The sequence below is a fragment of the Prescottella equi genome (assembly GCF_002094305.1).
GTDB lineage: Bacteria > Actinomycetota > Actinomycetes > Mycobacteriales > Mycobacteriaceae > Prescottella > Prescottella equi.
This window is the reverse complement of record NZ_LWTX01000003.1, coordinates 1-23,383: the sequence shown is the minus strand read 5'-3', so window position 1 is coordinate 23,383 and position 23,383 is coordinate 1. Positions and strand designations below refer to the sequence as shown.

Below are 23,383 nucleotides of genomic sequence, written 5' to 3'. Positions count from 1 at the left end.
GTTTTCGAGAGCGTCGAGACGACGCCTCGACTCGGCGCGGACCGTCCGAACTGCACGACAGTCGGGTAGGTGGATCGCCTGCTGCAACTCGATACGGCACATGCGCGTCAACGTGATCGGTGATCCGGTCGCGGATCTTCGAGAGGACACACAATGAGGGACAAGTGGATTCGTGGGTCGCGGAACCTGGCGGCGGTAGCGGTTGCCGCGGTGGCCTTGGCCGGCTGTGGTGGCGGGGCGTCGTCCTCGCCGACATCGTCGGGTAACTCCGGCGAACTCGACACGTCCGCGACCCTGCGGGTCGCGACGGCTGCACCGTCCCGAAATCTCGACCCGTACCTGCAGACCAGCGTCGGTGGCTACGGCTACCTCTCACCCATCTTCGACCGGCTGACCGTGGTCGACGCCGACGGCAATCTCGAACCCGGGCTTGCGGAGTCGTGGGAGTTCGCTCCCGACGGCTCGTACCTGGAACTGAAGCTGCGCAAGGGTGTGACGTTCCACGACGGTGCCCCGTTCGATGCAGCCGCGGTGGTCGCCAACATCGAGCGCGGCCAGACGATGGAAGGCAGCACGGTGGTGGCTGCGCTGAAGAGCATCACGGGCACCGACATCGTCGACGAGCACACGGTACGGCTGCGGCTGGCGCCGGGCGCGGGCGTCGAGCTGCCGGGCGTCTTCAGTAACAACGCGGGAATGATGATCAGCCCGAAATTCATCGAGGCCGGCACGGACATCCGCAACGATCCCGGGAAGAGCGGATCGGGAGCGTACGAGGTCGCTTCCTATGTGCCTGAGGAGTCGCTCACGCTCGTACGCGCCGAGGGCACCAACTGGGATCCGGACGCCGGCAAGGTGGCCAAGATCGAGATCAAGGCGATGCCCGATGCCAGCACCCGGTTGAACGGCCTCAAGACCGGCGCCGTCGACATCAGCTGGGTCAGCTCCGCCAACGAGGTCGTCGAGGCACAGTCGCTCGCGAAGAGCGGCACCCTCGCGGTCGACGAGGTCTCGTTCCGCAACGTCCTCGGTGTGTACATGCGGGCGCAGGGTGATCTGGCCAAGCCGGAAGTGCGTCAGGCCGTGGCCTACTCGATCGATCCGGCCGCCGTCAGCGCCCTGTTCTCCGACACGTGCACGCCTCGGCAGCAGTTGTTCCCGGCCGGCAGCTGGGCTGCGGACGACTCCTACCAGTACCCGTACGCCTTCGATCTGGACAAGGCCAAGAGCCTCGTCCAGGGCGTCGGTGGAGCCCCGAAGGTCACGCTGACCTTCGGCGCGGGCACGAATACGGAGAAGCCCGCCAACGTCATCCAGTCCATGCTCGCGGCGGCGGGGCTCGACGCCGAACTCAACCCGGTGCCCAACAGCCAGAACGAACCGCGATACGTGGCCGGTGACTTCCAGTCCATGGTCGCCAACAGCTTCACGCCGCGCGTCGATCCGGCCGAGACCGTCAGCACGTACATCACAGGACCCTACGATCTGTCGAACGGCAACCCGCAGATCAAGGAACTCGCCACGAAGGCCGCGAACCCGACTCTGTCGCAGGACGAGCGCGCACCCATGTACCAGGACATCGCGGAGCAGACCCTCGAGGAGGCGATGTTCGTACCGATCTGCAACCTCACCAATGCGACCGTCGCAACCGACAAGGTCACGGACATCGACGGAATCGCCTGGGTGAACAACGGGCTGTTCGACATTCGCCACGTAGGGATCGCGAAGTAGCCGTCACCTTCGGTCATCGACACCTGTTGAGGGGCAGCCATGTTGCGTTATGCCGGTAGGCGTTTGTTGGCGGCGATTCCGCTGCTGTTGGTCGTGCCGTTCCTGATCTTCGTGCTGATCGATCTGGCGCCGGGTGATCCGGCGGTCATCCTCGCGGGTGAGGATGCGACGCCGGAACGGTTGGCGGAGTTGCGGACGACGCTGAATCTGGACCAGAACGTGTTCGTGCGATATCTGGACTGGGTGGGGTCGGTGCTGCGGGGCGATCTCGGGGTGTCGCTGCTGTCGAACCAGTCGGTGGCGGACCTGTTGCTCCGGCGGATGGCGACGACGCTGTCGCTGGTCGGGTTCGCGATGGTGCTGGCCGTGGTGATCGGCCTGGTGTTGGGCGTACTCGGGTCGCTGCGCCCGGGCGGCGTCGTGGACCGCGCGATCAACGTGATCGCGTCGATCGCGATCGCCATCCCGGCGTTCTGGTTCGGTCTGGTGCTGGTGTCGTTGTTCGCGGTGTCGAACCAGATCTTCCCGGCGTTCGGGTACGTGCCGCTCTCGGACGGTGTGGTGCCGTGGTTCCAGCACCTGGTGCTGCCCGGTGTGGCGTTGGCGTTGCTGCCGGCGGCGGAGGTGACGTTGCAGTTGCGATCGGCCCTGGGGCAGGTGATGGGCAGCGACTACATCCTCAACGCGAAGGCCCGGGGACTGGGCACCGCGAGTGTCGTCCTCAAGCACGGACTGAAGAACGCGTGCATCCCGGTGGTGACGGTCCTCGGTTTCCGTGTCGCGGAGGTGCTCGGCGGTGCGGTGACGATCGAGATCATCTACAGCATGCCGGGGATGGGTTCGCTGGCGGTCAACAGTGTGCAGAACCATGACGTTCCGGTGCTGCTCGGGTTCGTGTTGTTCACCACGTGCGTGGTGGTGCTGGTGAACCTGTTGGTGGACATCTCGTACGGCTACTTCAACCCGAAGGTGCGCGCATGACGACGACGACTGCTTCCTCGATGTCGGGTGATGTCGAGTCCCGCAACGGTTTCGGTTCCCGCTTCCTCGGGTTCGTACGGCGTCGGCCGGTGACCGCGATCGCCGGTGCGTTCGTGCTGCTGTTGGTGCTGATGGCCGTCTTCGCGCCGCTGATCGCGCCGTACGACCCGTACGCGCAGGACGTGGTGAACCGGCTGCAGCCTCCCTCGTCGGCGCACTGGCTGGGGACCGACGACTACGGCCGGGACGTGCTCAGCCGGTTGATCTACGGTGCCCGGATCTCGTTGCAGGCGTCCCTGCAGGCGGTGGCGCTGGCGTTGGTGCTCGGGCTGCCGTTGGGCGTGATCGCCGGGTACCGCGGGGGCTGGGTGGACACGGTGCTGACCCGGATCATGGACGCGTTGATGAGCGCCCCTTCGCTGGTGCTCGCGATCACGATCGTCGCGGTGCTGGGGTCGGGTATCACCAACGCGATGCTCGCCGTCGGTCTGGTGATGGCGCCGCGGTTCTACCGGGTGGCGCGGGCCTCGACGATGGACGTCCGCGGGGACACCTATATCGAGGCGTCGGTGGCGTTGGGGTGTAAGACGTCCCGGACGATCGTGCGGCACATCCTGCCCAACGTGATGCCGCCGATCGTTCTGGTCATCTCGGTCTCGCTCGGCACCGCGGTGGCGGCGGAGGCGAGTCTGAGCTTCCTCGGGCTCGGCGCCAAGGCGCCGGCGGCCAGTTGGGGCTCGATGCTGTCCACGGCGGCGTCGAACATGCAGTTGGCCCCCTACCTGGTATGGCCGCCCGGCGTGATGATCTTCCTGACGGTGCTGGCGTTCACGTATCTCGGCGACGGTGTGCGCCGGGCGTTGACGAGGAGTCGCAATGGCAACAACTGACACGCTGGTGCGCCCGGACCGGGCCCCGGTCGACCCTGCCACGCCGCTGTTGCGGGTGCGGGATCTGACGGTCCAGTTCCCGTCCGGCCGCAAGCAGTGGGTGACCGCGGTCGACGGGGTCTCGTTCGACGTCGCCGCCGGTGAGTCGGTGGCACTGGTCGGGGAATCCGGTTCCGGCAAGACCGTCTCGTCACTCGCGGTGATGGGGTTGACCGGCGATACCGGGGGTCGGATCGCCCGCGGCAGAGTCGAATTCGACGGCCTCGATCTGACGAAGCAGCCGCACAAACAGTGGCAGGGGCTGCGCGGCACGGGAATGGGCATGATCTTCCAGCAGCCCATCCGCTCGCTGAATCCCGCCTACACCGTGGGCGATCAGATCGCCGAGTCGGTGCGCAAGCACCTCGGCCTGGACCGCAAGGCGGCGATGGCGCGTGCGGTCGAGATGCTCGAGCTGGTGCAGATCCCGCGGGCGGCGGACCGGGTGCGCGAGTACCCGCACGCCTTCTCCGGCGGCATGTGCCAGCGGGTGATGATCGCGATGGTCATGGCCTGCAACCCGCGTCTGCTGATCGCCGACGAGCCCACCACCGCGCTGGATGTGACGGTGCAGGAGACGATCCTGGATCTTTTGCGGGACCTGCAGGAGCAGACCGGTATCTCGCTGCTGTTCGTCACGCACGACCTCGGCGTCGTCGCGGAACTGTGCGAACGTGTCGTGGTGATGTACGCGGGGGAGGTGATCGAGGACGGCCGCGCCGACGAGGTGTTCTTCACGCCCCAGCACCCGTACACCTCCGGGTTGCTGGCATCGATCCCACGTCCCGGCATCAGTAACGATCGGCGGTTGACGGCGATCCCGGGCCGGATCCCGGCGGCGGGGGAGTGGCCGGCAGGCTGTCACTTCCACGACCGTTGCACCCACGCCCGGTCGGGCCTTTGTGACACAACGCATCCCACGCTGGCCGAGACAGCCCCCGGACGGGCGGCGCGCTGCCTGCGCGTGGCGGATCTGCAGTTGGAAGGAGTGAGCGCGTCATGAGTCTGCTCGAGGTTGCGAACCTGACCAAGTCGTTCTCCACCCGCCGTGACTTCCTGGGCCGCCGGGCCGGATGGACGCATGCGGTCAAGGACGTCTCGTTCACCCTCGACGCCGGGGAATGCCTGGCCGTGGTCGGTGAGTCCGGGGCTGGGAAGTCGACGGTCGGACGGATGGTGTTGCGGCTCATCGAAGCCGATTCGGGCAGCGTCGTGTTCGGCGGTGAGGACGTTCGCGCCGCGAAGCCCGCCCGACTCCGCCAGATGCGGCGCGGCATGCAGATGATCTTCCAGGATCCGCACTCCTCGCTCGATCCGCGGATGACGGTCGCGGACGCGGTGATCGAGCCGCTGATCGTGCACACCGATCTCGACCGGGCCGCTCGTACGCAGCGGGCCCGGGAGTTGCTCGACAAGGTCGGCATCGGGTCCCGTTACCTCGGCCGGTACCCGGCCGAACTCTCCGGCGGCCAACTCCAGCGCGTCGCGATCGCCCGGGCGCTTACCCTAGAGCCCGAGATGATCGTGTGCGACGAACCTGTTGCCGCACTGGATGTCTCGGTGCGGGCGCAGGTGCTGAACCTGCTCCGGGACCTACAGGAGGAGCTCGGGCTGGCGTACCTGTTCGTCTGTCACGACCTCGCGTTGATCGAGGTCATCGCGGACCGGGTCATGGTCATGAAGTCCGGTGAGGTCGTCGAGACCGGCACCGTCGAGCAGATCTACGCCTCCCCGGCGCAGGACTACACCCGGAAACTCCTGGACGCCATCCCCGTGCCGGTCCCCCGCGCGGCCCGCCAGGCCTGACCTGGTCAGTCGACGTCGGCAAGAGCCTCGTGCGCGGGTGCCTCGTCGATCGATGCGATGCCGCGTCCGCCCGGGGCCCACAACCCGAGAGCGACGGCGCTGACGAACATGACGCCGGCCAGCGCCAGGGAGGCCTCCTGCATGCCGTGGAGGAACGACTCCTTCGCGAAATCGGCCAGCTGCTCTCCCTGGGGGCCGGCCAGTTTCGACACCTCGAGGGCGGCGGCGAGGGAGTCGCCGACCGGCTGCTTGGCCTGCTCGGGTACCGCATCGACAGCGGGCGCGATGTTGCGTCCGTACCCGGCTGCGAGCACGCTGCCGGCGAGGGCCACGCCGATCGCGGCACCGATCTCTCGGGTGGCGTCGTTCACCGCGGACGCCACACCCTGCTTGGCCACCGGCGTGTTCTGCACGATCGCGGTGGTCGCCGGGGCGGTGCACAGGCCCAGGCCGACAGCGGCGATCAGCAACGGCACGGCGACCTCGCGGTACGTGCTGCCGGCGTCGAGCTGACCGATCAGTGCGAGCGCCACGCCGAGTACGGCGAGCCCGAGGAACGTGAGGATCCGCAGGCCGATGCGCGGGATCAGCCACGGCGCCGCCACCGACAGCCCGATGACGACCACCGCGATCGGTGCGAGCGCGAGCGCCGACTGCAGCGGCGAGTAGCCGAGCACGAGCTGCAGGTGCTGGACGATGAGGAAGAACAGACCGAAGGTCGCAAGGAACTGCATCAGGAGCGACACCGCGCCGACGCCGAACGTGCGGTTGCCGAACAGGCGCACGTCGAGCAGGGGGTGTTCGGTGCGGGCCTCGAGGACTGCGAAGAGCGCTCCGGCGGCCAGGCCGCCGACGATCGCGGCGAGCACCCAGGGGTCGAGCCAGCCCCGCCCCGGCGCCTCGATGATGCCGAGCACGAAGAGCCCGATCGCCCCGGCGCTCAGCACCGCGCCGCGGATGTCGAACGTCGACGGGTGCTCGTCCCGCGAGGACGGGATGGTGAACGCGAGAGCGAACAGCACGGCGGACACCCCCGCGAGTCCGATGAAGATCGCGTGCCAGGACCACTTCTCGAGCAGCAGGCCCGATCCGATGAGTCCGGCGATGCCCCCCGATCCTGCGACGCCCGACCAGATGCCGACGGCCTTGGATCGTTGCGCCGCAGGGAAACTGGCGGTGAGAATCGACAGCGTCGCCGGCATGACGAACGCTGCGCCGAGGCCCGCGACCGCGCGGGCGCCGATGATCTGGGTGGGGCTGTCCAGCAGGATCGGCGACGCCGACGCCAGCCCGAACAGCAGCAGTCCGATCACGAGCAGGCCGCGGCGGCCGTAGCGGTCACCGAGCGCGCCCGACGGCAGCAGCAGGCACGCGAGCGCGAGTGTGTAGCCGTCGACGATCCAGGTGAGTTGCGCCTGGGTGGCCCCGGTGTCCCGGGCGAGGTCGGCGAGTGCGGTGTTGAGTGCCGCCATCGCGGCCACGACGAGGGCGACCGCCGCACACGACACGGTGAGAGTCCAGATCTGTCCCCAGGTCATCCGGTCGTTCGTTCCCGTGTACTTTCCAGCCATGCGGGCCTCCCCTAGGAAACAAGACTGTCAGTATCGTAGGTGAACTGGTGGTTCCACAAAAGGTGGTGACGGATGGGTACGGACGACAGCGACGGGTCGGCGAGCGACCAGGACCCCAGGAAGGCGCGCTCGCGGGCGCGGTTGCTCGACGCGGCTACGACACTGCTCGTCAAGGGCGGCACCGAGGCGGTGACGATCGACGCGGTCACCAAACTCGCGAAGGTGGCGCGCGCGACGCTGTACCGGCATTTCGACAGTGGCACCGAACTGGTGGCCGCGGCGTTCGGGAAGCTCGTGGCGCCGGCCCCGGAGACCGCCGTCTCCGGTGGCCTGCGTGAACAACTCGTCGAACTGCTCACGGCGCAGGCACGGATGATCGAGGACGCTCCCATGCACATCACCGCGCTGTGCTGGCTCGGGATGGGCCCCGCGCTCGACGACTATTCGAGTGCGTCGGACCTCGAGGCGGGCGACCGGCCGGGGAAGAGCCGGCCCGAGCTCCGGTCGCTGCGCGAACACGTCGTCGTGCAGTATCGGGCGGCGTTCGACCGCGTGCTCGGCACCGACGAGGCCAGGGCTGCGCTGGGTGACTTCGACTACGACCTCGCCCTCGCACAGTTGGTCGGGCCGCTCGTCTTCACCCGGTTGGCGACGTTGGCGCCGCTCGGCCCCGATGCGTGCGTGCGGATCGTCGACGATTTCCTCGCGGCGCGGCAGGCCGGCCGGGCCCGAGACTCAGCGCTGGTCGCGGACGGGCCGCAGGGCGAAGGCGCGCAGCCGGGAGTAGCCGCGGACGCGGAGGGGGCGTAGCGAGCGCAACTGGACCCCGTCGTCGTCCACCAGTGCCGCCGACAGTTCGGCGTCGACCAACACCGTTCCGGGACGGGCCGCGCTGGTCAGCCGCGCGGCGATGTTCACGGCCTCGCCGAACAGATCGCCGAAGCGGACGAGGACCGGACCGAGCGCCAGACCCACCCGCAGATCCGGCTGCTCCGGGTGCGTGCGCGCCGCTTCCTGGAGGCCGAGCGCGATCCGGGCCGCGTCGGACGCGTGTTCCGCCGCGAACATCACTTCGTCACCGACGTTCTTGATCACCCAACCGCCGCCCTGCGTGATGATCGACGTGGTCTGTGACTCGAAGTCCTCGAGCAGCGCACTGAGCTCGTCGACCCGGATCCTGCGCGTCAGGCTGGTGTAGCCGACCATGTCGGCGAACCCGACGACGAGGGTGCGGTGCGTGGTGTCCTCGCCGACGCTGCCCGCCCTGCGCGCTGTCGCGGCCGCGAGGTGCCGGCGCCATACGTACGACTGCAGTGCCTCGACCGTGGGCAGCAACCCCGAGGTGAGCGCTCCGACGGCGTCGCGCAGGGCACGCTCGTCGAGCGTGCCGGCATCGAGGTGGGTGGCGGCGAGCTCCTCGGCCAGATGCGAGTTGAGTACGGCGACCTGCCACTCCGCCAGTCGCGACATCGACTGACCGAGCGCCCGGGTGGCGGCCACTGCGGCGTCCTGGGCCAGGGCGCCGCTGTCGACGAAACCGACCAGACCCCGTAGTGCTGCAGCGTCGGCATCGGTGAACATCGCCGCGTCGGGGTCGGCATCGATGGCGAAACCCATCGACACCCAGAGGCGTTGCGCGCGTTCGAGGGGCACCCCGGCGATTTCGGCGACCTGTTCGCGGGTGTACCGGCGGGGGCCGCCCAGGAGGGTCTGCTCCACTTCCGACTGGATGAGGCCGAGCACAGTGGGATCGAGGTGCTCGGAGAGTTCCAACGCACGCCCCTTTCGTGATGGTCGCCCAAGAATGAACCACGACAGAGCGGGCCGCAACGACTGTCGGGTGCCTGTGGGAAGGTAGCGGTGCAAGCAGTCGTTCGGTACCAGGAGGACCCCATCATGCCGCCCCGCAGTCGTTCCGGAGCAGGCTCGGCAACGCCGGAACATCTCACCGCGGAGAACCTCGAGACGCTGGCAGCAGCCGTCGCCGAGGGCAAGCGCGCCACCGTGTACCTGCGCGAGGCCACCCCGAGCCTCGGCATCGAGGCCGGATGTTCGGCGAAAGTCGTTTCCGTGGAAGGGAACACGGTCGTCATCAGCCCCAAGGGGGTCAACGACGAGCTTCCGTTCGAAGCGGAGGAACTGCGCATGACCCGCAAGGCTCCGGAGCCGGTCAAGCCGACCCGGCCAGCGAAGGCCGCGGCTCCCGCGCCGAAGCCCGCGGCGGCCCCCACGCCCAAGCCGGCAGCGGCTCCCGCGCCCAAGCCCGCGTCGGCGCCCAAGCCTGCCCCCACACCTGCCGCGGTCACCAGCACGGCACCCCAGGCGCCACTGGCACCCGCGCCGCGTCGCGCGAAGAAGGCGCCGGCGGGTGTGAGTGTGACGATCCATGCCGGCGCCGAGAACGACTGGACGGTGACCGTGACGCACGGCGCGAAGCGCCCGGGGAAGGCCACGCCGGTCAGTCCCGACGCGGTCGATCGGGCGATGCGTGAACTCGGTGACGACGTTGCTCTCGAGGCGGTCCAATCGGTCATTTCCGCAGCACGAGAGGCTGCAGAGCAGCGAATTGCCGCATTGTCGAAGGAACTCGAGGACGCGCGCCGTGCGCTCGAAGCGCTGGGGTCGACCTCCTAGTCGGCGATTGGGTGACGATCGGATCAAGGCTGCCCGAGCACTGACCCTCGGGTGGGAAAGTTGCCGGTGAGTGTCCCGCCGACTCGAGCGTGGAAGCGTCCGGGGCGTGCAAGCAAGGGCTGACAGCAGGCATGTGGCGGTGATCGACCGATGGCACATTCGTAGCGCCAAGCGGGAGGGCAACATGCTCAAGCGACTTTCCTTGATCTTCGCAGCGTTGGCGGTGATCGCCGGCATGCTCGGCGTCGGCACCGCGACCGCGGCGCCACCCAGAGCGGTTCTGGGCGGCGGGTCCGGAATCGTGATCGACGAGATGTATCAGTGCACGCTCACGACGATCGGACACGACAACGCCGGCCGCCTGGTCGGCATCACGGCGGGCCACTGCGGCGAGGCGGGTTGGCCGGTGGTACCCGAGTCCGATCCGGACGCGGGTGTGGTGGGCAGGTTCGTCGTGTCGAACTCCGATTACGACTACGCGGTGATCGAGTTCGATCCCGCGAAGGTGACTCCGGTGAACACTATCGGTCAGGTCACGATCACCGATATCGGCAAGCCGGCGCAGTTCCCGGCCGTCGCATGCAAACAGGGCCGTACCACCGGGCACACGTGCGGAGTCGTCTACGGCGACGTGCTGCAGTCGCAGGAGACGTGGACCCAGTTGTGTGTCATCGAGGGTGATTCGGGATCCCCGGTCGTCGTCGGGACCACTCTGGTGGCGATGGTGAACGCGTATCTCGGGGTGGCGTGCCTCGGCCCGGAACTCGGCACCAACATGACCGCGATCATCGACAACATCAACGCGACAGGTGGCGTCGGGGCGGGATTCAGACCCATCTGACGCACCGCTGTCGCCTGCTTCACCGCCACGTGCCGGACCCGCGATCGGGTCCGGCACGTGGCATTTCGACGGGTATCCGGCGGTCCGGCGACGCTCTCCTCCCGGCTCCCACTTGACAGCAGATGTGTGACCCGTAACACTCGCTAACCATCGCCGACCGATCGATCGGTCGGTCGTTTGTCGGAAGAGTTCGGCCGGGCGAAGCCGTGGAACGTGCTGGCTCGGGTTCGCTGCTGGAAGGGAGCTGGTCTCATGCCCCACCCGTGGGTTGGTCTCTATCCGGAAGGCGTGGATCCGCAACCGCAACTTCGGTCGGAATCACTCGTCGACGCGTGGACGGCGCGCGTTGCCGCCGATCCGGACGGCGTCGCAGTGCGGTACTTCGACGGAACGCTCACTGCGCGGGAAATGGACGAGGAGTCGGACGCCCTCGCGGTGGGACTGCGGGACAGGGGGGTGCGTCGGGGTGACCGGGTCGGGATCTATCTCCAGAACATCCCGCAGTACGCGATCTCCATGCTGGCGCTGTGGAAGGTGGGGGCCGCGGCGCTGCTGCTCAACCCGATGTATCGGGGGCGGGAGCTGCGCCGCCTCGTGGCCGACGCCGGAGCCGTGGGTGTCATCTGCGCCGACACCGTCGCGGCCGAGACGGCGGAGGCGTTGCAGGGCACGTCGGTCGACTGGTTCGTCACGACCTGCGACCTCGACTACCAGACCCGCAACGACCCGCGCGTGTTCGACGAGGCGGATCGGAGGCCGGGTGCGGTGGGCGAGGCCATGTCCGACGTGGTGGCGCGCCACCGCGGCGAGCGGCCGCCACGGCTCGAACTCGGTGGCGACGATCTTGCGATCGTCGCCTACACCTCGGGCACGACGGGTGCCCCGAAGGGCAGTCGCAACACGCACGCCAATGTCCTCGCGGTGGCGCGCACCTACGGCGATTTCGTCGGGCTCGCCGACGGCGACGTCGTGTTCGCGGTGGCGCCGCTCTTCCACATCACCGGCGCCGTGATCAACGCGGTGGTGGCGCTCGTACGCGAGTGTGCGCTCGTGTTCGCCAACCGGTTCCACCCCGAGGTCACCCTCGACGCCTTCGTCGAACACGGAGTTACGTTCACGATCGGCTCGATCACCGTCTTCAACGCCCTGTATCGGGCGCCCGGCGCGTCGGCCGAGCACTTCGCCTCGATCAAGACGTTGTATTCGGGCGGGGCGCCCATCCCGCCGGCCACGGTCCGCAAGTTCGAGGACCGATTCGGTCACTACATCCACAACGCGTTCGGGATGACGGAGACGTCGTCGGGGGTCGTCGCCGTTCCCCCGGGGGTCCGCGCCCCGGTGGACGCCGAGAGCGGATCGCTCGCGATCGGCATCCCGCTGCCCCTCGTCGAGGCGCGCATCGTGGACGAACGTGGCGACCAGGTGCCGACCGGGACGCCGGGGGAGTTGGAACTGGCCGGGCCGCAGATCATCTCGGGGTACCTCGGTCGGCCCGAAGACACGGCGAAGACCTTCCCGGGCGGCCGGCTCCGTACCGGTGACGTCGCGATCATGGACGCCGCCGGCTGGATCCATCTCGTGGACCGACTCAAGGACCAGATCAACGTCTCCGGTTACAAGGTGTGGCCGCGCGAGGTGGAGAGCGCGCTGCACGAGCACCCCGGCGTCTACGAGGCGGGCGTGACCGGCGAGCCCGACGACTACCAGGGTGAACGCGTGGTCGCCTTCGTCGCGCTCAATCCCGGTGTCGAGGTGGACGAAGCGGAACTCGTGGCCTTCGTCGGGGAGCGTCTGGCTGCCTACAAGAGGCCGCGGCACGTCCACATCGTCGACGCCATCCCCAAGACCCTCACGGGAAAGATCCGGCGCACCGAACTGCGGACGCAGTCGGCGTCCTGAAACCCGTTATCCGACAATCGTGTCCATCGAAAAGGCTGGAGATATCCGTGGCATCTGAGGTCATCGAGAGGGATCGACTCCGGTCGACGTCCGGATCGGACATCCGGTCCAAGAAGAAGTCGCTCCTCGCGAGTGCGGTCGGCAACGTGCTGGAGTGGTACGAGTGGAGCGCCTACGCGGTGTTCGCCCCGTTCATCGCCGCGGTGGTGTTCGACAGCTCCAATCCGGTCTCCGCGCTGTTGTCGACGCTCGCGGTCTTCGCGGTCGGGTTCCTGATGCGGCCGCTCGGCGGCATCGTGTTCGGGCGGATCGCGGACCGCCGAGGACGCAAGTTCGTGCTCGTCACCACGATGCTGATGATGGCCGGCGGCAGCCTCGTCATCGGCATCATGCCGACCTACGACTCCGTCGGTATCTGGGCGTCCGTGATCCTGTTGGCCGCACGCATCACGCAGGGTTTCGCGCACGGCGGCGAGTCTGCGACGGCCTATTCGTACGTGAGCGAGATCGCGCCGCCGCATCGCCGTGGCATGTGGGGAAGCGTCGCCTTCATCGCCATCTTCGGTGGTTCCGCGCTCGCGTACTCGGTCGGCGGCGGGGTGACGTCGGTGCTGTCGAACGATGCGGTGGCCGAATGGGGTTGGCGGATCCCGTTCCTGATCGGTGCGCTGCTTGCGCTCGTCGCGCTGTACCTGCGCCGCAGCATGGAGGAGAGCGAGGTCTTCGACGCCCAGGCCGCCGACGAGGGACCGAGGATTCCTCGTGCCACGGTCGTGCGGGCGGTGCTGCTGATGATCGGTATGACGTCGGGAATCACTGCAGCGCACTACACCTGGACGTCGTACATCTCGACCTACGCGATCACGCAGAAGGACATGAACCCAGATACGGCGTACTGGATGCTCGTCGTCGCCCAGTTGATCGCGCTCGTCTCGCTGCCGTTCTGGGGGCTGCTCTCGGACCGGATCGGCCGGCGACCGATGCTCTTCGCGTTCGCCGGACTGATGTTCGTCCTGCAGTTTCCGCTCACGGCGATGATCACCTCCTCGGGTTGGACGCTGCTCGTCGCGACAACCACGGCGCTGCTCGTGGTGTCGATCCCGGCGTCGGTCCTCTCGGCGACCCTGTCCGAGAGCTTCCCCACGAAGCTGCGGACCCAGGCCATCGGCTTCGCGTACTCCATCTCGGTCGCGGTGTTCGGCGGATCATCGCCCTACCTCAACCAGCTCCTGGTGGGGCAGGGCATCGGATGGGCGTTCAGCATCTACATCATGGTGCTGTGCGCCTTCACCGGAATCGCCTGCATGTTCATGCGGGAGACCAAGGGAATCCGTCTCGAGGACGCCTGATCCGTCGTCACCGGGGCAGCTATCCGCACACCGCGCCGCCGGAAGCGGATCCGACGAGCTTGGTGTACTTCGCCAGGACGCCGCGCGTGTAGCGCGGAGGCAGGGGCTCCCACCCGCTTCGGCGGGTGGCGAGCTCCTTCTCGTCCACCAGGAGATCGAGAACACCGTTCGCGACGTCGAGCCGGATCTTGTCGCCGTCGCGCACGAACGCGATGGGTCCGGCATCGACGGCTTCGGGGGCGACGTGGCCGACGCACAGTCCGGTGGTGCCGCCGGAGAAGCGGCCGTCGGTCAGCAGCAGCACATCCTTGCCCAGGCCGGCGCCCTTGATCGCGGCCGTGATGGCCAGCATCTCCCGCATTCCGGGTCCGCCCTTGGGGCCTTCGTAACGGATCACCACGACATCGCCCGCGGTGATGGTGCCGTCCTCGAGCGCGTCCATCGCGGCCCGCTCGCGGTCGAAAACCCTTGCCGTGCCTTCGAAGACGGACGAGTCGAATCCGGCGGACTTCACCACGGCGCCACCGGGCGCGAGCGAGCCCTTCAGGATCGTGATGCCGCCGGTGGGATGGATCGGTGACGACAGCGCCCGCAGCACCTTGCCGTCCGGGTCGGGCGGTGCGATGTCCGCGAGGTTCTCGGCGAGGGTACGCCCGGTGACGGTGAGGCAGTCGCCGTGCAGCAGTCCGGCGTCGAGCAGGGATTTCATGATCACCGGGACGCCGCCGATGCGGTCGACGTCGATCATGACGTGCCGCCCGAACGGCTTGACGTCCGCGAGATGCGGGACACGCGCGCCGACGCGGGCGAAGTCGTCGAGCGTGAGCGACACTTCCGCCTCGTGCGCGATCGCGAGCAGGTGCAGCACCGCGTTGGTGGACCCGCCGAACGCCATGACGACGGCGATCGCGTTCTCGAACGCCTCCTTGGTGAGGATGTCCGACGTGGTGATGCCGCGGCGCAGCATCTCGACCACGGCCTGCCCGCTGCGCCGGGCATAGCCGTCGCGCCGCCGGTCGGTGGCCGGGGGAGCGGCGCTGCCGGGCAGCGACATTCCCAGGGCCTCCGCGGCGCACGCCATCGTGTTGGCGGTGTACATCCCGCCGCACGCCCCCTCGCCGGGGCAGATCGCGCGCTCGATCGCGTCGACGTCCTCGCGGCTCATCAGCCCGCGTGAGCACGCGCCGACCGCCTCGAAGGCATCGATGATCGTGACTTCCTTCTCGGTGCCGTCGGACAGTTTCGCGATGCCGGGCAGGATCGACCCGGCATACAGGAAGACGTTCGCGAGATTCAGACGCGCGGCCGCCATGAGCATCCCGGGCAGCGACTTGTCGCATCCGGCGAGCAGGACCGATCCGTCGAGGCGTTCGGCCTGCATCACGGTTTCGACGCTGTCCGCGATCACCTCGCGGGAGACGAGCGAGAAGTGCATGCCCTCGTGCCCCATCGAGATGCCGTCCGAGACGGAGATGGTGCCGAACTCGAGCGGGTAGCCGCCGGCCGCGAAGACGCCGTCCTTGCACGCCTCGGCGAGGCGGTCGAGCGACAGGTTGCACGGGGTGATCTCGTTCCACGACGACCCGATCCCGATCTGCGGCTTCTCCCAGTCGTCGTCGCCCATGCCGACCGCGCGGAGCATGCCGCGCGCGGCGGTCTTCTCGAGTCCGTCGGTGACGTCGCGGCTACGCGGCTTGATGTCCGGGCTGCCCTGTCCCGGGGTGTTCGACGAGGTGGTCACGGCGCTGCTCCCAACGATCGATCGTCACGGACGGCGTGCTTCGACGTCCATGTAACCACGGGCCGCGGGCGCTGGGGTGTAGCCGCGGACCCGGACGATGTCGTGGGTGAGCCGGGTGAACGCCCGGGCCGCGGCGCTGCGATAGGCCCCTCGTCGATCCAGGAGCGTGACCGTGCGGGCGGGCAGCGGAGGGTCCAGCGGAACGGGGACGAGGTGCGGGTGGTCGTGCGTGATCGCGTCCGGTAGGACGGTGGCCACCGATGTGCGTTGCACGATCTCGGTGAGCGCCTGGATGGTGTTGGCCTCGACCGTGATTCGAGGCTCGATCCGGTGTTCGGCGAAGTAGGCGTCGATATGGCCGCGGGTGGCGAAGTCGCCGCTGAGGAGTGCGAGTTGCTGTGCCTGGAGAGCCTGCACGGATAGGGCTTTCGGCGGTTCCGGCGTTCGTGATCCGCCGACCACCAGGCTGAGGGTTTCCGTGAAGAGCGGTGTGGCGGTGATACCGGCCGGGTGTGCGCCCGCGAAGGCGACGCCGAGGTCGAGGTCGTCGGCGAGCAGTGCTGCCTCGATGCGGTCCTGAGTCGTCTCGGTGAGGGTCAGGCCGATGCCCGGGAAACGCGTGTGGAGTTCGGCGACGAGCGGGCCGATCAGGTAGGCGGTGAAGGTGGGGGTGACGCCCAGACGTAGGTGGCCGCGGGAAAGATCCTGGACGTCGTGAACCGCACGTTCGGCGGCGTCGAGGTCGCGTAGCGCGCGTCTGGCGTGCTCGGTGTAGACGGCGCCGGCGTCGGTGAGTTGCACGGTGCGGCCGGTGCGGTCGAGCAGTTGCACGCCGACTGCCCGCTCGAGTTGCCGGATCTGTTGGGAGAGCGTGGGCTGGGAGATGTGCAGGTCCTCGGCCGCGCGGGTGAAGTTGCCGCGTTCGGCGACGGCGATCAGGTAGCGCAGGTGGCGCAGTTCCAGGGCGACCATGACCATCACTATAGATGTGAGCAATCGGTTTCATGGACAACAAGTCTTGGACTCTATAGGTGCAGTTCGTGCACGGTGGATCACGTAACCCACCCACGAAGGACGTGACCCATGCAGGACCTCATCGAAGGAGTCGCTCATTTCCGGAAGGACGTCTTCCCGGCAAAGGCGGAACTCTTCGCTCACCTGGCCACCCACCACTCGCCGCACACGCTGTTCATCGGCTGCTCCGACGCCCGCGTCGTTCCCGAACTGATCACCGGTACCGATCCGGGCGACCTGTTCGTCATTCGCACCGCCGGCAACCTGGTGCCCGCCTACACGCCCGAAGCCGACGGCGTGGCAGCGAGCATCGAGTACGCCGTCGCCGTACTGGGCGTGCGGGACATCGTCGTCTGCGGCCACTCGGCGTGCGGTGCCATGACCGCCATCGCTCGGAGCCACGACCTCAGCGCCGCGCCGGCCGTCGCCGCGTGGCTGCGGTACGCGGACGCCTCCCGGGCCCGCACCACCACCGCCGGTGACGTCGGAGCCCTCGTCCGCCAGAACGTCCACGCACAACTCGCCAACTTGGCCACCCACCCGTCCGTGGCTCGCGCGCTGGCGGAGAAGAAAGTCGCCCTCCACGGGTGGGTATTCGACATCGCGGCCGGCGAGGTCGCGGATGTATCCGCCTGAAACCGTCCACCCCGAGAAGTAAGGAAATCCGATCATGATCCAGTCCCAGTTCGACCCCGCCGCCCGCCAGGCCGTCGCCGTCGCCGCTGTCGATGCCAAGACCCGCAAGGATCTGTCCTGGCAGCAGATCGCCGACGCCTCCGGCCTGTCCGTGGCCTTCACCACCGCGGCGGTGCTCGGCCAGCACGCGCTGCCGGAGAAGTCTGCCGTGGCCGTCGCCGAGTTGCTCGGCCTCGACGAGGACGCGGCAATGCTGCTGCAGTGTGTCCCGACCCGCGGTTCGATTCCCGGCGGTATCCCGACCGACCCCACCATCTACCGCTTCTACGAGATGCTCCAGGTGTACGGCACCACTCTCAAGGCGCTGGTCCACGAGCAGTTCGGCGACGGCATCATCTCCGCGATCAACTTCACCCTCGACGTGCAGAAGGTAGCCGACCCCGAAGGTGGCGAGCGCGCCGTCATCACCCTGAACGGCAAGTACCTGCCGACCAAGCCGTTCTGATTCCCCAGCACCCCGATCCACCTCCGGAGGAGTTTCATGGACTTCGTCCAGCGCACCATCGACCTCGCCCGCCAGAACGTCGCCGAGGGCGGTCGCCCGTTCGCGGCCGTCATCGTCAAGGACGGCAAGGTTCTCGCCGAGAGCCCCAACAGGGTCGCCCAGACCGGCGACCCCACCGCTCACGCCGAGATCCTCGCCATCCGCCAGGCCTGCACCGAACTGGGCACCGAGCACCTCACCGGCACCACCATCTACGTTCTCGCGCATCCGTGCCCGATGTGTCTGGGCTCGCTGTACTACTGCTCGCCCGACGAGATCGTCTTCCTCACCACCCGCGACTCGTACGAGCCCTACTACGTCGACGCCCGCAAGTACTTCGAACTCGCCACCTTCTACGACGAGTTCGCCAAGCCGTGGCAGGATCGCCGGCTGCCCATGCGCTACGAGGAGCGTGCCGACGCCGTCGACGTGTATCGCTCGTGGCAGGCCCGCAACGCCGAAGACTGACGCGAGCCGCGGGGACGCCGACTAGGTCGTCGTGAACCCGCGGTAGCCGTCGGCGGCGATCCGGGTGCACAGATTGCGGTAGTTGCCGACGCCGCCGAGGTAGGGCATGAAGACGCGGGGCTTTCCCGGCACGTTGGCGCCGAGGTACCACGAGTCGGCCTGCTGGTAGATGCTGCCGGCGGCGATCGTCGTCAGGTGTTCGCCCCACTCGTCCTGCGCCTGCGTGGTCGCCTCGGCGAGCCGGGCGCCGCGTTCGCGCATGTGGTCGAGGTAGCCGACCACCCACTCGACGTGCTGCTCGATCGACACGACGACGTTCGACAGCACCGAGGGACTGCCGGGTCCGGTGATGACGAACAGGTTGGGGAACCCGGCCACCGCGACGCCGAGGTAGGTTCGCGGACCGTCCTGCCAGGTCTCGCGCAGGCCGGCGCCCTCCCGGCCGCGGATGTCGATCTCACCCAGGGCGCCGGTCAGGGCGTCGAATCCGGTCGCGAAGACCAGCGCGTCGAGTTCGTGGATGCCGGTCTCGGTGCGGATGCCCTCCGGAACGATCTCCACGATCGGGTCGGACCGCAGGTCGACGAGTGCGACGTTGTCGCGGTTGTAGGTCTCGTAGTAGTCGGTGCCGATGCAGACGCGCTTGGCACCCAGCGGATACCCCTTGGGGCACAGTGCTTCTGCCGTGTCCGGATCGGTGACGGTCTCGCGAATCTTGGACCGTACGAACTCCGCGGACGTCTCGTTCGCTGCGAGGTCGGTCATGACGTCGTCGAACGTGGTCTGGTAGGCGAGTCCGCCCACAGCCCACCGTGCCTCGTACTCCTTGATCCGGACCTCGGGGGCGGTCTGGAGTGCCGATCCCACGGGCGGCGGCAGGATCCAGCCGCCGTGCGACTCGCGCTGCAACTGACGCCGGGCCGGGTAGTCGGCCTTGATCGCGGCGAGTTCGCCGGCGTCCAGCGGGCGGTTCCGGGCCGGGATCACGAATCCTGGTGTCCGTTGGAACACCGTCAGCCGGTCCGCCTGCTGCGCGATCAGCGGGATCGCCTGCACTCCGGACGACCCGGTTCCGATCACGCCGACCCGCCTGCCGGTGAAATCGACTCCCTCCGTGGGCCATTGTGCGGTGTGCAGGATCTCGCCCGCGAACGTGTCGAGGCCGTCGATCGCGGGCAGTCGGGCCGTCGACAACGCGCCGGTCGCCATGATCACCCAGCGCGCGGTGACGCTGCCGGCGTCCGAGTCGGTGCCGATCGCCCAGAGTTCCCCGTCCTCGTCGAAGTGCGCCGACGTGACGCGGGTGCCCAGCGTGATGTCCTCGCGTAGTCCGAAACGGTCGGCCACGTGTTCGAGGTAGCGCAGGATCTCGGGCTGCGTCGGATAGCGCTCGGTCCACTCCCATTCCTGCTGCAGTGCCTCGTCGAACGAGTAGGAGTAGTCGGCGCTGTCGACGTCGCACCGCGCGCCCGGGTAGCGGTTCCAGAACCAGGTGCCGCCCACGCCGTCGCCGGCCTCGAACAGTCGCACCGACATGCCGCGTCGGCGCAGGCTGTGCAGTGCGTACAGGCCGGCGAATCCGGCGCCCACGACGACGACGTCGTAGGTCGGTTCGGTGGAATCGTTGTTCGGCATGGGGGTGGACCTCGTTTCGTGGTGGGGTGAGCAGGGGTCAGTAGCATCGGTGCAGCAGTTGTCCCGCCGGCGCGGCGGGCGCGATGGGAGGCGTACGAGCGTGGGTGCAGGCGAGCAGGACCGGCCGGACAGGCCGACGTTGCCCGACCCCGCGGCATTGCCGAGGGGGCAGCGGGAGCGGCGTCAGCGCATCATCGATGCTGCCGGCGAACTGCTGGTCGCCGACGATTTCGAGCGAATCCAGATCCGCGACGTCGCAGAACGGTCGGGTGTCGCGCTGGGGACCGTCTACCGCTACTTCGCCTCCAAGGAGCAGTTGTACGCGGCCGTGCTGCTCGACTGGTCCGCCGCCGACCCGATCAAACACGGCGGTGCGCCGGATCCGGGGCTGCCGCCGGCCGAACGTATCCGGATTCGGCTGCACCACTCGGTCGACCGCTTCGAGGAGTTCCCCACGTACCTGCGCCTGCAGAACGTGCTTCGGCACTCGACCGATCCCGTCGTGTGCGCGCTGTTCGCGGAGTTCTCCGCGCAGGCCCTCGCGTCGTACCGAGAGCATCTGTTCGACCTGCCGGACGGCGACGCGGCGGACCTCGTCGCGATCGTGACCGCGGTGCTCACCCACGAAGTGATGCTCTTCGGCATGGGACGGCAGGACATAGGCGAGGTGCACCGCCTGCTCGACCGTACGGTCGACCTCGTCTTCGCGGCCGATACCGGGGCCTGATCCTTCCTGTCGTCCGCGACCGTCCCGGACTCGACCACTGCGAGAAATCAAGCCGTGCAGCAGCGTTGAGCGGGCCGCCCCCGCGGGTGTGACCGTTGTCATACCGTCAGACTAGAGTTAGATTCTAATTCATGACAAGTGGCATGCAGGGCACTCGAACAGAATTGGACCCGGTACTGCAGGCAGTGGCTGCCGCGGTGTCGGGGTCGGGCCTCCCGCCGATGGTGGAACTGGGCCCGGAAGGTGCGCGGGAACGGATCCGCGCCGCGCTGCAGTCGTGCGCACCGGGTCCCGAGGTCGCCGCGGTCACGGCGCACCGGGTGGGTGAACACGTCGGCGTACGCCTGTACCGTCCGGTGGCGCGCAGGTCTGGGGGGACGATCGTTCACTTCCACGGCGGAGGTTGGGTGACCGGCGACCTCGACTACGCGGACGCGACGTGCCGCATGCTTGCGGACGAGGCCGGCGCGGACGTCGTGAGTGTGGACTATCGACTTGCTCCGGAGGATCCGTTCCCCGCGGCGACCGAGGACGCGATGGCGGTGTTGCATTGGGTGGCAGCAGGATCGGAGGGGCTCGCCGGACCCGTCGTGGTCACCGGGGACAGCGCCGGCGGCAACCTGGCCGCGGTGTGCGCCCTCCTCTCCCGCGACGAGGACGGTATCGACCTCGCGGGGCAGGTGCTGATCTACCCGGTAGTCGACGCCGATCTCGGACGCGACTCGTACGTGCAGAATTCCGGGGTCTTCCTCGGCTCCCGCGAGATGCAGTGGTTCCTCGACCACTACTGTCCCGACCTGGAAACCCGGACGAGTTCACTGGTGTCGCCGCTGCGCGCCGCCGATCTGTCCGGGCTGCCGCGCACCGTGGTGGTCGTCGGCGGCCACGATCCGCTGCTCGACGAGGGCGTCGAGTACGCCGAGCGGTTGAGGGCGTCCGGAGTGCCGGTCGAACTGTTGCAGTTCCCGTCACTGGCTCACGGTTTCCTGCAGTTCACGGGGGTCTCTCCGGCCGCCGCGGAGGCGGCGCAGACGATCGTCCGCGCTGCCGCCGTACTCCTCGAAAACGAAGACGCGAAGAAGAATTCGACCACAGGAGGCGTTCGTGCATGATCTGGTGATCCGCGGCGGGTTCGTCGTGGACGGAACCGGTGAACCGCCCCGTGCCGCCGACGTCGCCGTCGACGACGGGCGCATCTCGATCGTCGGCGACGTGCCTGACGCCGGGCGGCGGGAGATCGACGCGGCCGGCAAGCTCGTCACCCCGGGATTCGTCGACATCCACACGCACTACGACGGACAGGTCACCTGGGACCCGCTGTTGACCCCGTCGTCGTTGCACGGCGTGACCACAGTCGTCATGGGCAACTGTGGTGTGGGTTTCGCCCCCGTCAAGCCGGAGCAGCGCGACTGGCTCATCGGACTCATGGAAGGTGTCGAGGACATCCCCGGAAGCGTTCTGGCGGAGGGGATGACGTGGAACTGGGAGTCGTTCCCCGATTATCTCGACGCGATCGACACCCCGCACGCGATCGACTTCGCCGCACAGTTGCCGCACGGCGCGTTGCGCACCTACGTGATGGGCCGGCGCGGGGGTGACCATCTCGCGCGGCCGACCGCGGACGAGATGGACCGGATGCGCGACCTTGTCGCCGAGGCGGTCGAGTCGGGTGCACTCGGCTGGTCCACCTCCCGATCCGCGGTCCACAAGACGTCCGCGGGCGAACCCACACCGAGCCTGACCGCCTCGCGGGAAGAACTCACCGGCATGGCGGCAGGGCTCGCGAAGGCGGGCGCCGGCGTCATCGACTTCATCTCCGACTTCATGGACCAGCCCGAGGAGATGGAGTTCGTCAGTGCGATCGTCGAGGCCGCGCAGAGGCCGATGTCCGTGTCGGTCGTACAAAGTGACCGGGCGCCTGACAAGTGGCGGGACCTGCTCGACGGTCTTGCGGAAATATCGGCAGCACAGGGTATTCCGATCACCGGTCAGGTGGCGCCGCGTGCCGTGGGAGTGATGCTCGGGTGGGAGCTCAGTTGGCACCCGTTCATGGCCTACCCGAGCTACCGGGCACTCGAGGATCTGCCGCGGGAAGAGCGCGTGGAGCAACTGCGTCGGCCGGAGGTCAGGGACGCGATCCTGGCCGAGAAGCCGGACACCGACAGTGAATTCATCGAGCGCCTGTCGACCCGGTTCGACCAGGTGTACCTGCTCGGTGACCCGCCGAACTACGAGCCCGGGCCGGACGACTCGGTCGCCGCGCTCGCCGACCGATCCGGAGTACCGGCCGCCGAGGTCGCCTACGACGCGATGATGGCGCAGGACGGGCGCGGACTGCTCTACTTCCCGATGCTCAACTACTCGGCCGGAAACCTCGAGGCGGTCCGGGAGATGCTCGTGCGCCCCGACACGGTGCCTGCTCTCGGAGACGGCGGCGCGCACTGCGGCGCGATCTGCGACGCGAGCTTCCCCACGACGCTGCTCACGCACTGGGGCCGGGATCGCAAGGTCGGCGAGCTCCTACCCGTGGAGTGGCTGATCAAGCGGCACACAGCCGACACCGCGGCCGTGGTCGGGCTGCTCGACCGTGGACAGGTCCGTCCCGGTTATCGGGCCGACCTCAACGTCATCGACTTCGACAGGCTCCAGGCCGATCATCCCGAGGTGACGTACGACCTGCCGACCGGCGGGCGGCGGCTGATGCAGACCGCGACGGGGTACGTCGCGACCGTCGTGGCCGGCGAGGTGGTGGTGGAAGACGGCCGGCACACCGGTGCGTTGCCGGGTCGACTCGTGCGCGGTGCGCAGCCGGCGCCGAGCGCTTCCTGATCGACCGCGGAACGGGGATGCCCCCGCCACTCGTGGGAGTGGCGGGGG

At 68.2% G+C, this 23,383-nt stretch carries 20 protein-coding genes and 1 pseudogene; 16 read left to right on the top strand and 5 right to left on the bottom strand.

The window, feature by feature from the left end; translation table 11 throughout:
* Nucleotides 1–153: 153 nt before the first annotated feature.
* From A6I89_RS09365 to A6I89_RS09345, 5 genes are read left to right on the top strand one after another with little or no spacing between them, the layout of a single operon-like run.
* Nucleotides 154–1,731 (top strand): ABC transporter substrate-binding protein, encoded by a 1,578-nt coding sequence (locus tag A6I89_RS09365; protein ID WP_022598228.1) that lies wholly within the window; start codon nucleotides 154–156, stop codon nucleotides 1,729–1,731.
* A gap of 39 nt (nucleotides 1,732–1,770) precedes the next feature.
* Entirely contained in the window at nucleotides 1,771–2,712 is a 942-nt protein-coding gene (locus A6I89_RS09360) for an ABC transporter permease (protein ID WP_044991438.1), read from the top strand.
* Nucleotides 2,709–3,602, top strand: a complete 894-nt coding sequence (locus A6I89_RS09355) for an ABC transporter permease (protein ID WP_005517247.1) — start codon at nucleotides 2,709–2,711, stop codon at nucleotides 3,600–3,602. The genes A6I89_RS09360 and A6I89_RS09355 overlap by 4 nt, the downstream gene beginning before the upstream one ends.
* Nucleotides 3,589–4,644: an ABC transporter ATP-binding protein gene (locus A6I89_RS09350; RefSeq protein ID WP_022598225.1), complete on the top strand. Its 1,056-nt coding sequence runs from the start codon at nucleotides 3,589–3,591 to the stop codon at nucleotides 4,642–4,644. The genes A6I89_RS09355 and A6I89_RS09350 overlap by 14 nt, the downstream gene beginning before the upstream one ends.
* Nucleotides 4,641–5,447, top strand: a complete 807-nt coding sequence (locus tag A6I89_RS09345) for an ATP-binding cassette domain-containing protein (RefSeq protein ID WP_022598222.1) — start codon at nucleotides 4,641–4,643, stop codon at nucleotides 5,445–5,447. Before A6I89_RS09350 ends, A6I89_RS09345 begins: the two co-directional genes overlap by 4 nt.
* Before the next feature lie 5 nt (nucleotides 5,448–5,452).
* Here the strand turns inward: A6I89_RS09345 and A6I89_RS09340 are convergent, their stop codons facing one another.
* Entirely contained in the window at nucleotides 5,453–7,018 is a 1,566-nt protein-coding gene (locus A6I89_RS09340; RefSeq protein WP_044991437.1) for an MFS transporter, read from the bottom strand.
* A gap of 72 nt (nucleotides 7,019–7,090) precedes the next feature.
* On the opposite strand from A6I89_RS09340, the gene A6I89_RS09335 reads away from it, so the two are divergent.
* The gene (locus A6I89_RS09335; RefSeq protein WP_022598219.1) at nucleotides 7,091–7,828 is read left to right on the top strand and encodes a TetR/AcrR family transcriptional regulator; all 738 of its coding nucleotides are present in this window, start codon (nucleotides 7,091–7,093) and stop codon (nucleotides 7,826–7,828) included.
* Here the strand turns inward: A6I89_RS09335 and A6I89_RS09330 are convergent.
* Nucleotides 7,754–8,791, bottom strand: coding sequence for an adenylate/guanylate cyclase domain-containing protein (locus tag A6I89_RS09330; RefSeq protein ID WP_022598217.1), 1,038 nt, complete (start codon nucleotides 8,789–8,791; stop codon nucleotides 7,754–7,756). The two genes, A6I89_RS09335 and A6I89_RS09330, sit on opposite strands and share 75 nt — an antisense overlap.
* A 123-nt stretch (nucleotides 8,792–8,914) precedes the next feature.
* Between A6I89_RS09330 and A6I89_RS09325 the strand changes: the two genes are divergently transcribed.
* The 4 genes from A6I89_RS09325 to A6I89_RS09310 all read left to right on the top strand — a co-directional run bounded on the left by A6I89_RS09325 (nucleotide 8,915) and on the right by A6I89_RS09310 (nucleotide 13,741).
* Nucleotides 8,915–9,652, top strand: a complete 738-nt coding sequence (locus A6I89_RS09325; RefSeq protein WP_022598215.1) for a DUF6319 family protein — start codon at nucleotides 8,915–8,917, stop codon at nucleotides 9,650–9,652.
* Nucleotides 9,653–9,836: 184 nt separating this feature from the next.
* A complete protein-coding gene (locus A6I89_RS09320) occupies nucleotides 9,837–10,493 on the top strand; it encodes a S1 family peptidase (RefSeq protein WP_041674861.1) in 657 nt (218 codons plus the stop codon).
* A gap of 252 nt (nucleotides 10,494–10,745) precedes the next feature.
* Complete coding sequence (locus A6I89_RS09315; RefSeq protein WP_044991472.1) at nucleotides 10,746–12,392, top strand: class I adenylate-forming enzyme family protein; 1,647 nt, start codon at nucleotides 10,746–10,748, stop codon at nucleotides 12,390–12,392.
* Nucleotides 12,393–12,439: 47 nt separating this feature from the next.
* Nucleotides 12,440–13,741, top strand: a complete 1,302-nt coding sequence (locus tag A6I89_RS09310) for an MFS transporter (RefSeq protein ID WP_005517257.1) — start codon at nucleotides 12,440–12,442, stop codon at nucleotides 13,739–13,741.
* 19 nt (nucleotides 13,742–13,760) lie between these two features.
* On the opposite strand, the gene ilvD is transcribed toward A6I89_RS09310, so the two are convergent.
* Together ilvD and cynR are read right to left on the bottom strand one after the other, a co-directional pair.
* Nucleotides 13,761–15,482 (bottom strand): dihydroxy-acid dehydratase, encoded by a 1,722-nt coding sequence (ilvD, locus tag A6I89_RS09305; protein ID WP_013417377.1) that lies wholly within the window; start codon nucleotides 15,480–15,482, stop codon nucleotides 13,761–13,763.
* A gap of 24 nt (nucleotides 15,483–15,506) precedes the next feature.
* Nucleotides 15,507–16,445 carry a transcriptional regulator CynR gene (cynR, locus tag A6I89_RS09300; protein WP_232244902.1) on the bottom strand — a complete coding sequence of 313 codons (939 nt, stop codon included), beginning with the start codon at nucleotides 16,443–16,445 and terminating at the stop codon, nucleotides 15,507–15,509.
* A 120-nt stretch (nucleotides 16,446–16,565) separates the two neighbouring features.
* On the opposite strand from cynR, the gene A6I89_RS09295 reads away from it, so the two are divergent.
* The 3 genes and pseudogenes from A6I89_RS09295 to A6I89_RS09285 all read left to right on the top strand — a co-directional run bounded on the left by A6I89_RS09295 (nucleotide 16,566) and on the right by A6I89_RS09285 (nucleotide 18,179).
* On the top strand, nucleotides 16,566–17,132 hold the full coding sequence (locus tag A6I89_RS09295) for a carbonic anhydrase (protein WP_022598209.1): 567 nt from the start codon (nucleotides 16,566–16,568) through the stop codon (nucleotides 17,130–17,132).
* Between the two features lie 34 nt (nucleotides 17,133–17,166).
* Nucleotides 17,167–17,637 carry a cyanase gene (cynS, locus tag A6I89_RS09290; protein WP_005517268.1) on the top strand — a complete coding sequence of 157 codons (471 nt, stop codon included), beginning with the start codon at nucleotides 17,167–17,169 and terminating at the stop codon, nucleotides 17,635–17,637.
* 36 nt (nucleotides 17,638–17,673) lie between these two features.
* A pseudogene (locus A6I89_RS09285) lies at nucleotides 17,674–18,179 on the top strand (nucleoside deaminase).
* On the opposite strand, the gene A6I89_RS09280 reads toward A6I89_RS09285, so the two are convergent.
* Entirely contained in the window at nucleotides 18,166–19,779 is a 1,614-nt protein-coding gene (locus tag A6I89_RS09280) for a flavin-containing monooxygenase (protein ID WP_022598205.1), read from the bottom strand. The pseudogene A6I89_RS09285 and the gene A6I89_RS09280 sit on opposite strands and share 14 nt — an antisense overlap.
* Before the next feature lie 100 nt (nucleotides 19,780–19,879).
* On the opposite strand from A6I89_RS09280, the gene A6I89_RS09275 reads away from it, so the two are divergent.
* The 3 genes from A6I89_RS09275 (at nucleotide 19,880) to A6I89_RS09265 (ending at nucleotide 23,335) form a co-directional block, all read left to right on the top strand.
* Entirely contained in the window at nucleotides 19,880–20,506 is a 627-nt protein-coding gene (locus A6I89_RS09275; protein ID WP_005517271.1) for a TetR/AcrR family transcriptional regulator, read from the top strand.
* A 131-nt stretch (nucleotides 20,507–20,637) separates the two neighbouring features.
* On the top strand, nucleotides 20,638–21,618 hold the full coding sequence (locus A6I89_RS09270; protein ID WP_232244807.1) for an alpha/beta hydrolase: 981 nt from the start codon (nucleotides 20,638–20,640) through the stop codon (nucleotides 21,616–21,618).
* Nucleotides 21,611–23,335, top strand: coding sequence for an N-acyl-D-amino-acid deacylase family protein (locus A6I89_RS09265; RefSeq protein WP_022598200.1), 1,725 nt, complete (start codon nucleotides 21,611–21,613; stop codon nucleotides 23,333–23,335). Before A6I89_RS09270 ends, A6I89_RS09265 begins: the two co-directional genes overlap by 8 nt.
* Nucleotides 23,336–23,383 lie beyond the last annotated feature (48 nt).